Annotated in this window: 11 protein-coding genes and 1 tRNA gene; 7 read left to right on the forward strand and 5 right to left on the reverse strand. The window is 63.1% G+C overall.

Going from position 1 to position 8,097, the window contains the following annotated elements:
- The 5 genes from plsX to EOA38_RS21115 all read left to right on the forward strand — a co-directional run.
- Positions 1–907 (forward strand): phosphate acyltransferase PlsX (plsX, locus tag EOA38_RS21095; RefSeq protein ID WP_127300137.1); only part of this gene is annotated, 907 nt, incomplete at its 5' end.
- A gap of 9 nt (positions 908–916) precedes the next feature.
- Positions 917–1,888 carry a beta-ketoacyl-ACP synthase III gene (locus tag EOA38_RS21100; protein ID WP_127300138.1) on the forward strand — a complete coding sequence of 324 codons (972 nt, stop codon included), beginning with the start codon at positions 917–919 and terminating at the stop codon, positions 1,886–1,888.
- Positions 1,889–1,992: 104 nt separating this feature from the next.
- Entirely contained in the window at positions 1,993–2,316 is a 324-nt protein-coding gene (locus EOA38_RS21105; protein WP_010915609.1) for an integration host factor subunit alpha, read from the forward strand.
- Positions 2,317–2,446: 130 nt separating this feature from the next.
- Positions 2,447–2,986, forward strand: a complete 540-nt coding sequence (locus EOA38_RS21110) for a MerR family transcriptional regulator (protein WP_127300139.1) — start codon at positions 2,447–2,449, stop codon at positions 2,984–2,986.
- 108 nt (positions 2,987–3,094) lie between these two features.
- A complete protein-coding gene (locus EOA38_RS21115) occupies positions 3,095–3,391 on the forward strand; it encodes a DUF883 family protein (protein WP_127300140.1) in 297 nt (98 codons plus the stop codon).
- Between the two features lie 174 nt (positions 3,392–3,565).
- Here EOA38_RS21115 and EOA38_RS21120 read toward each other — a convergent pair whose 3' ends face one another.
- The 3 genes from EOA38_RS21120 to EOA38_RS21130 all read right to left on the reverse strand — a co-directional run bounded on the left by EOA38_RS21120 (position 3,566) and on the right by EOA38_RS21130 (position 5,308).
- Complete coding sequence (locus EOA38_RS21120) at positions 3,566–3,826, reverse strand: hypothetical protein (RefSeq protein ID WP_126094217.1); 261 nt, start codon at positions 3,824–3,826, stop codon at positions 3,566–3,568.
- Between the two features lie 448 nt (positions 3,827–4,274).
- Positions 4,275–4,469 (reverse strand): hypothetical protein, encoded by a 195-nt coding sequence (locus tag EOA38_RS21125; protein WP_127300141.1) that lies wholly within the window; start codon positions 4,467–4,469, stop codon positions 4,275–4,277.
- A gap of 239 nt (positions 4,470–4,708) precedes the next feature.
- Positions 4,709–5,308, reverse strand: a complete 600-nt coding sequence (locus EOA38_RS21130) for a hypothetical protein (RefSeq protein ID WP_127300142.1) — start codon at positions 5,306–5,308, stop codon at positions 4,709–4,711.
- A 302-nt stretch (positions 5,309–5,610) separates the two neighbouring features.
- Here EOA38_RS21130 and EOA38_RS21135 point away from each other — a divergent pair, with 302 nt between their 5' ends.
- Both EOA38_RS21135 and EOA38_RS21140 read left to right on the forward strand, forming a co-directional pair.
- Positions 5,611–5,877, forward strand: coding sequence for a helix-turn-helix transcriptional regulator (locus EOA38_RS21135; RefSeq protein ID WP_127300143.1), 267 nt, complete (start codon positions 5,611–5,613; stop codon positions 5,875–5,877).
- A 169-nt stretch (positions 5,878–6,046) separates the two neighbouring features.
- The gene (locus tag EOA38_RS21140) at positions 6,047–6,505 is read left to right on the forward strand and encodes a YbaK/EbsC family protein (RefSeq protein WP_127300144.1); all 459 of its coding nucleotides are present in this window, start codon (positions 6,047–6,049) and stop codon (positions 6,503–6,505) included.
- 48 nt (positions 6,506–6,553) lie between these two features.
- Here the strand turns inward: EOA38_RS21140 and EOA38_RS21145 are convergent.
- Together EOA38_RS21145 and EOA38_RS21150 are read right to left on the reverse strand one after the other, a co-directional pair.
- Positions 6,554–6,630, reverse strand: a tRNA-Pro gene (locus EOA38_RS21145).
- 54 nt (positions 6,631–6,684) lie between these two features.
- Positions 6,685–7,932, reverse strand: a complete 1,248-nt coding sequence (locus tag EOA38_RS21150; RefSeq protein WP_127300145.1) for an O-antigen ligase family protein — start codon at positions 7,930–7,932, stop codon at positions 6,685–6,687.
- Between the last annotated feature and the right edge of the window lie 165 nt (positions 7,933–8,097).

Raw genomic sequence — 8,097 nt, forward strand, 5'->3', positions numbered from 1 at the left:
GGTCAGCGAGTTCGTCCATTGCGAGATCGCGGTGAGGATGGACGACAAGCCGAGCCAGGCGCTGCGCTATGGCCGCTGGAAATCATCGATGTGGAAGGCGGTCGAGGCGGTGAAGAATGGCGCCGCGCAGGCCTGCATCTCGGCCGGCAATACCGGCGCGCTGATGGCGATGTCGAAATTCTGCCTGCGCACCATGGCCACCATCGACCGCCCGGCGATCGCTGCGCTTTGGCCGACGACGCGCGGCGAGAGCGTGGTGCTCGATGTCGGCGCCACCATTGGCGCGGACGCGCATCAGCTCGTCGATTTCGCCATCCTGGGAACCGGCATGGCGCGTTCGGTCTTCGGCATCGAGCGGCCGAGCGTCGGCCTGCTCAATGTCGGCGTCGAGGAGATCAAGGGCCAGGAGGAGGTCAAGGAGGCGGGACGCATGCTGCGCGAGGCCAACATGGCCTCGATGAACTATCGCGGCTTCGTCGAGGGCGACGATATCGGCAAGGGCACGGCCGACGTGGTCGTCACCGAGGGCTTTGCCGGCAACATCGCGCTCAAGACCGCGGAGGGTACGGCAAGGCAGATCGCGGGCTACCTCCGCGCCGCCATGGGCCGCACGCTGATGGCCAGGATCGGTTATGTCTTCGCCAAGGGCGCCTTCGACCGGCTGCGCGAGAAGATGGATGTCGGCCGCTCCAATGGCGGCGTCTTCCTGGGCTTGAACGGTATCGTCGTGAAGAGCCACGGCGGCGCCGATTCGGACGGCTTCGCGGCGGCGATCGAGCTCGGCTACGATATGGTGCGCAACAATCTGCTTGACCGGATCGAGGCCGATCTCGATCTGTTCCATGCGCGCAATCCGAATGCCCAGGCAAACAGGAAATCCGGTGTCGCCGTCGACGCCGAGGAATAGGAACGAACCTTGATCAGATCAGTCGTGCGCGGCAACGGTGCCGCGCTGCCCCGCCGCATCATGAAGAATGCCGACTTCGAAGGCATGGTCGAGACCTCCGATGAGTGGATCGTCCAGCGCACCGGCATCCGCCAGCGCCATGTCGCGGCCGATGACGAGACGACGGCTTCGCTGGGCGAGGCGGCTGCGCGCGCCGCGCTCGACAGCGCCGGTTTGACGCCGGCCGATATCGACCTGATCGTGCTGGCGACATCGACGCCCAACAACACTTTCCCCGCGACCGCCGTCGAGATCCAGAACCGGCTCGGCATGCATCACGGCTTTGCCTTCGACATGCAGGCCGTGTGCTCCGGTTTCGTCTATGCTGTCGCCACCGCCGACCTCTATATCCGCGGCGGCCTCGCGAAACGTGTGCTGGTCATCGGCTCGGAAACCTTTTCGCGCATCCTCGATTGGAACGACCGCTCGACCTGCGTGCTCTTCGGCGACGGCGCCGGAGCGGTGGTGCTCGAGGCAGCGGAGGGGGAGGGCAGCATCGCCGATCGCGGCGTGCTGGCTGCAAGCCTGCGCTCGGATGGCGTCCATAAGGACAAACTCTTCGTCGATGGCGGCCCATCGACCACGGGCACGGTCGGCCATCTCAGGATGGAAGGCCGCGAGGTATTCAAGCACGCGGTCGGCATGATCACCGATGTCATCGAGGCGACCTTCGCCGAGGCCGGCATCACGGCGCAAGACCTCGACTGGTTCGTGCCGCATCAGGCCAATAAACGGATCATTGACGCTTCCGCCAGGAAGCTCGGGATAGCCGAACAAAAAGTGGTGGTCACCGTCGATTTGCACGGTAACACCTCGGCTGCCTCCGTGCCGCTCGCCTTGTCGGTCGCCGTCGCCGACGGCCGCATCAAGAAGGGCGACCTTGTCCTCCTCGAGGCGATGGGCGGAGGTTTCACCTGGGGCGCGGTATTGCTCCGCTGGTAAGTGCCGAACGCGTGGGTTCGGTCCTTGACCTTGACGGATCAATTACTTAGGCTCTGCCGCTGGCTGTATCGATTTACGTTTTTTTGAGCTGATGGGACGGTTGCATGGGGGGAAAGACACTTACGCGTGCCGACCTTGCCGAAGCCGTTTATCGCAAGGTTGGTTTGTCGCGAACTGAATCGGCCGAGCTCGTCGAGGCCGTTCTGGATGAAATTTGCGAAGCCATCGTTCGCGGCGAGACGGTGAAGCTGTCGTCTTTTGCAACGTTCCATGTTCGCTCCAAGAATGAGCGTATCGGCCGCAACCCGAAGACCGGCGAAGAAGTGCCGATTCTGCCCCGCCGGGTGATGACCTTCAAATCGTCGAACGTGCTGAAGAACCGCATCCTGCGCTCGCACCAGAACAGCAAGGCCAAGGGCGGCAAATAGCGCGCCGGCAAATATGGTTGAAAACCGTCGACCGCTTTGACGTCGGGCTTGAATATCGTTTCATAAATCGCTGAAATAAGGCCCGATTCGGCATAGGTCCCGAATCGCCGTCCAGCGTGAGGATTCGCCCATGGACAAAAGCCCCGATGCGTTCCGCACCATCAGCGAAGTCGCGGAAGATCTCGACCTGCCGCAGCATGTGCTGCGTTTCTGGGAAACGCGTTTCAACCAGATCAAGCCGATGAAGCGTGGTGGCGGCCGCCGTTATTACCGGCCGCAGGATGTCGAGCTGATCAAGGGCATAAGGCATATGCTCTACGATCAGGGCTACACGATCAAAGGCGTGCAGAAGCTTTTGCGCGAGAACGGCAACCATTTCCTGGTCGCCATCGGCAATGGCGACATGGCCGCCGTCGAGGCGATCGCGCAACGCCGGCAGGCCGAGCAGGTGCCGCTGACTGCGGCCGCCCAGCCGCGCGGCGACGAGGATGCGCTTGTCGGCCAGCCCAAGGTGAAGCCCAGCCGCCGCTTCTTCGGCCTCGGCAAGGGCGACGACGAAGGTCCGGTACAGTCGGACTCCTCGAAACTGTCGCGCGACAACCGGGCTTTGCTGCAGGAGGCGCTCTTCGACCTCCTGGAGTGCAAGCGCCTGCTCGACCAGGTGCGTTGAGCTTCCGTTGCCGGTCCTTGCGGACTTGAGCTGTCAGCGTCTCTGAAAGCCGGAACTGCCGTTGCGCCCATGCGTTTAGGCCTTCTCTGGGAAGAGAAGGACAGAGGTATGGCGTTGTTCGCGACAGATCATGATCTGGACAAGCAGTTTGCGGCGCTCTCGCATGAACTCGACGATCTCAGGAAAGCCTTGGCCAAACGCGGCGACGCCTATTACGAGGACGGCCGCGAGGCGACGTCCGACTATTATTCGCAGCTTGCCGATCGTCTCCATGAGGCATTGCCGGCAATCCGGCGCAGGGGCAGGGCGCTGGAGCGCACCGCGCGCAACCATCCGGCCACAGCGGCAGCGGTAGGGCTGGTCCTGGTCGGGCTGCTGGCCGGCCTCCTCATCAGCCGGCGTTGACTTTCTCCGGGGTTGCCAACAACAGAAATGGCGGCCGTTCGCGACGGCCGCCATTTCCGTGCCACGGAGCATGATCCCGAAAAGTGGAATCCGGTTTCCGGAAAAGATCATGCTCAAACAGAGAGATAGAGCCCCATCCCGATTTCATCGGGATGGAATAGGCTCTGGCCTCGATCAGTTCGCGAGCTTGAGCCGGGTCTTCGGATCGACCTTCATGACCTGGCTGCACTTGCCGTAAACGGTGCCGTTCTTGTCGGTGGCGTCGGTGTAGGTGCCCTTGCAGTCGATCTGCAGCACCAGACAGGAGCCCGAGCCCTTGCAGACCGCGCCGCCGTCGCCGGTGGGATGCGTGCCGGCGAAGGCCGGCGCCGAGGTCGAGCCGAAAGCCGAGACGACGAGGGCGGCGGCGAGCGAGATACGCTTGAAGTCGGTCATTTGAGCATTTCCTTCCATTGGTTGTCGGGATCGCGTTCCTGGCGTCCCGGTTGGGTTGAGGAGCGCCTTCGTGGCGTCCATGACCGCTTGGTGCGGCATCCAATGGGGAAGGTTCATGTCCCATGCGATTTTATCGCCGGGCATATGTGGGCATCGCTTTGGAAGGTGTCAGGCGTCGATTTCGCTTGCGGCCTGAGACATGGTCTGGCCAGCGGCACCCCCGGCGTAGGGCTCCATCCGGCTGCGCCTGGACCCGTCGGAATTGCGGCACATACCGGTGCGGGCAAGAGGCCCGGGACTGCAAATAAGAGGGTCGAGCTCGGCGGCGCTTTCCATCAGGGGCTATAGGTGCTCAAAGCAAGCATGCCCCGCAAAGCGCAAATCCGATGGGAAGACCGCACCCGGTCAACGAGCGAAGGCCGGCCTTCCCATCGGCAGGAGGGGAGGATCAGGCCTTCTTCGCAACCACCTTCTTATGGTGGTGACGATGATGGTGGTGCGTGCGGTGATGCTTGTAGTGATGACGATGATGATGGTGATGCTTCTTCACCGGAGCGGCATCGGCTCTGGTCGCGCCAAGGATCGGCATCGTGAACGCCAGGGCCAGGGCCAGCCCGAGCGCGGAGAGGAGGGACTTCTTCATGACTTCGTTTCCTTTTTACGCGGGCGTTCCGGAAATCACCGCACCAAATCGGTGACCCAAGCCTCGCGATCGGGACTATCCTCCTGAATTTTTTCGACAATTTTTCCGGACTATAGATTTTTGTTTCTGGATTGTTTCCGGCTAAACCCGATGCGCTGCGCGCCCTTTCGGACGCGCAGAGCACCCCGCGGCATCATGATCTTTTGGAACACGCTGGCCGACACGCCAGCTTCTTCGCATCACATCGGCGGGGCGATGCCGTGATTCCCGACCACGACCCGGCGCGAAACCAGCTTTCCGTCGCCGCCGCGTTCGGCGGAGACGAATACCGCGACACCCGGCTTGAGGTCCGCCGGCCTGGCGGTCGCGAAGGTCACGATCGGCGTCGATTGCGGAATCGCGATCTGCTTCTTTTGGCCATTGCTGTAGGTGAGCGTCACGGTCCGGCCGTTTATCTCGGCCACGTCGGCGACCGTGCCGTTGGTCATCCGGCTGTTGGGTTGCAAATCCCAATCGCGGTCGCCTTCACCGGTGCCCTTCAGCGCGGCGGGGAAGATCACGACCTCCAGCGCGCCGCTGCCGCCCTCGGCCTTGGATACCGATGCGATGCCGAGGAAATCGCCCTGCTTGATGTCGGAGGCCGATGCCTTGGCGACGCCGGAGATCATCCAATCGGGGGAAAGGGTGACCGTATCGGTCTTGTCGTCGCGGGCTTTCACCGTCAGCGCTGTTCCGGCGAGGTCGACCACCGTGCCGCGCACGCGTACCGTGTCGGCCTGCGCCGCGCTCGCAAGGCCTGAAATCGTGCCGAGCACGATCGCGAATAGCTTCAGTTTCATGGCATCCGATCCTTCAAAAAGGGTTTTGACGCCGCCCGCCGTCGATCAGTGATAGAACCCTAACGAATTGGAGCAGGCAAAATGCCGGCGAGATCGACTTTCGGCGCTTCAAAAGAACTTGATTGCGCGTCGCGCCACCTTACATGTTGGAGGCCAGCGGCCTCCGACCGGGAACACCCGCTTCACGATGGCGTGACGGCCGCAACGGTCCCTCTTGGCAAATCACCTGTTAACGGCCATTCTCCCGCCCGTCTCAGGCAACGCCACATTTCATCAGTTTTGTTTCATCCCAAGGAGTTGCCATGCCCAACACCGCACGAAATGCTGTTTCGAACAACATCATTGCCGCGTCCGGCCTCAATCCGCTGAAAGCCGCGCGCGAAACGAGGGGATATACGATCGAGGAGCTCTCCTTGACCTGCGGCCTTGCCGTAGGCGAGATCGTCGACATCGAGGACGGCAAGGACGCCGATCCCGCCAAGCTCAGGCGTATCGCTTCCGCGCTGCAGATGCCGGAAGAGGAATTGATCACGGTGCCGGCCCCGGAGAGCCGGCCTACACGACAATAAGGGCGCCCAAGCGTCCACATGAAAAGCCCGCCACGGCCCCGCCTGGCGGGCTTTTTTGCGCCGTCGACGCACAGTCCCCGGCCCTTGCCAACAGCCGGGACACCGTGTGGCAATCACTGTCGGCGCTGCGATTCGGCAGCGCCTCCATCACGTCTGACGAGGTTCGCTCATGAGCTTGGAATCGGTCCGCGCCTTCTTTGCCGAACATGCGCCCGACATCGAGGTCCTGGTCACCGAAGCAAGCTCGGCGACGGTGGCGTTGGCGGCGGAGGCGCATGGCGTGATGCCGGCGCAAATCGCCAAGACCATCTGCCTGCGCGTCGGTGATCAGACCATGCTGGTCGTGACCAGCGGCACCGCCAGGCTCGACAACCGCAAGTGCAAGGACACCCTTGGCGGCAAGCCGCGCATGCTCGACGGCGAACAGGTTCTGGAGGCGACCAGCCACCCGCCGGGCGGCGTCTGCCCCTTCGGCCTGCCGGAGCTGCTGCCGGTCTATTGCGACGTGACGCTCAGAGCCTTCGACGAGGTCGTCCCCGCCGCCGGCGCCACCAACGCCGCCGTGCGCATCGCACCGCAAAGGATGGCCGAGCTGGCCGGCGCCGATTGGGTCGATGTGTGCCAGTAGGCGATTGGTGAGGAAGGATTTTGGGGGGCCAAGTCTCGAGGCTTAAAATGGTCGGAGTGGCCGGATTCGAACCGACGACCCCTTGACCCCCAGTCAAGTGCGCTACCGGGCTGCGCTACACTCCGGACCGGGTGGCGATGTATCGTGATAACCCGGTGCGGGTCAACCGAATTCGGCGGTTATCTTACCGATGAAATTGCAGCCACCTGCACCGACCTTACCAGCCGCAATTGCTTCTGATGCCGGTACTCCAGCGCGATCGCACCCCAGATCAGGCCGAGCAGCAGATAGAGATGGCGCCAGTGGTCGATGTCGATGAAGGTGCCGAGCCCGATATTGCCGAGATAGGCGACATAGGCGCAAAGCAGGTAGGACTGCCAGGGCCGGTCGCGCAGCAGGATGCGGAAGCCGGCGGCGATCGTCCACAAGGTCAGCGTCAGGAACGAGACGAAGCCCAGCCAGCTATAGTCCATCAGCGCCTTCAGCCAGATGTCGTGCGTGTCCTCGCCATAGATCGTGCCGAACACCAGCGGGCCGATGCCGAACGGGTGCTCCAGCGCCAACTGGAAGCCGATCGCGTAGCGGGCGAAGCGGCCGAGGCGGGCGGTATCATAGCTCTGCTCGAGCTGCGCGCGCTGGGTGAACATGTCCGACACGCCGGGCAGTTGGAGGATGACGAGGACGGCGATGACCAGCAGGGCGACCGCGGCGATCGTCATCACCACGACCCTCAGCCGGAACATGCCGCTGGCGCTCTGCAGGAAGAGGCAGCCGGTAAGCAGCACCGCCGACACCGCGAACATGCCCCAGGCGCCGCGCGAGAAGGAGAAGAAGATTCCGGCGGTGATGATCAGCAGCGGCACCGCCAGCAGCGGCATGCGCGACACCGGACCGGTCAAGAGCAGATAGAGCAGATAGGTGCCGGGCAGCACCAGGAACGGGCCGAACACGTTCGGATCCTGGAAGGCGCCTGCGGCGCGGTCGTATTTGGTGAACATTTCCGCGCCCGGGAAGGCGTGGAAATAGCCGGCGATGCCGAGCAGGGAAGTCGCCACCGCCGACACCACATAGGCGATGAAGATCAGCCGGTAGAGGCCGGGCTGCGTCGACGTCACCGAGGCGAAGAACACCGCGCTGAAGGCGAGAAACAGCGAGACGGCGAGATAGAGCGGCGTGCTGGCGAGCTCCGTCATCTGCGTCATCGCGATCATGCCGCCGATGTTCATCGCCACCAGCAGCACCAAGAGCGGCAATATCGCCCGCGATATTTTCAGGCCGAACAGCGCCCACACCGCGATCAGCCCGGCCATGTAGAGCTCGTAAGGCGCGGGCTCGCTGATGACGAAGCCGGAAAGCAGGATGCCAATGCCTATCGCCGCCGACGAAATCAGCGCGATCAGCTTGGCGTTGACCGCCTGGGGCGGCAACTGGTTGACCGCCTGGGGCGGCAACTGGTTGACCGCCTGGGGCGGCAACTGGTTGACCGCGGCCGCCGGCAGTTCATGCGCGACCGCGCTCAATAGGCGTTTTCCGTATTGAGCAGGCGGACCGGCGTCAGAAACAGGATGCGCAGGTCGAACAGCATCGACCAG

This window comes from Mesorhizobium sp. M1E.F.Ca.ET.041.01.1.1 (assembly GCF_003997355.1).
In the GTDB taxonomy this organism is placed as follows: domain Bacteria; phylum Pseudomonadota; class Alphaproteobacteria; order Rhizobiales; family Rhizobiaceae; genus Mesorhizobium.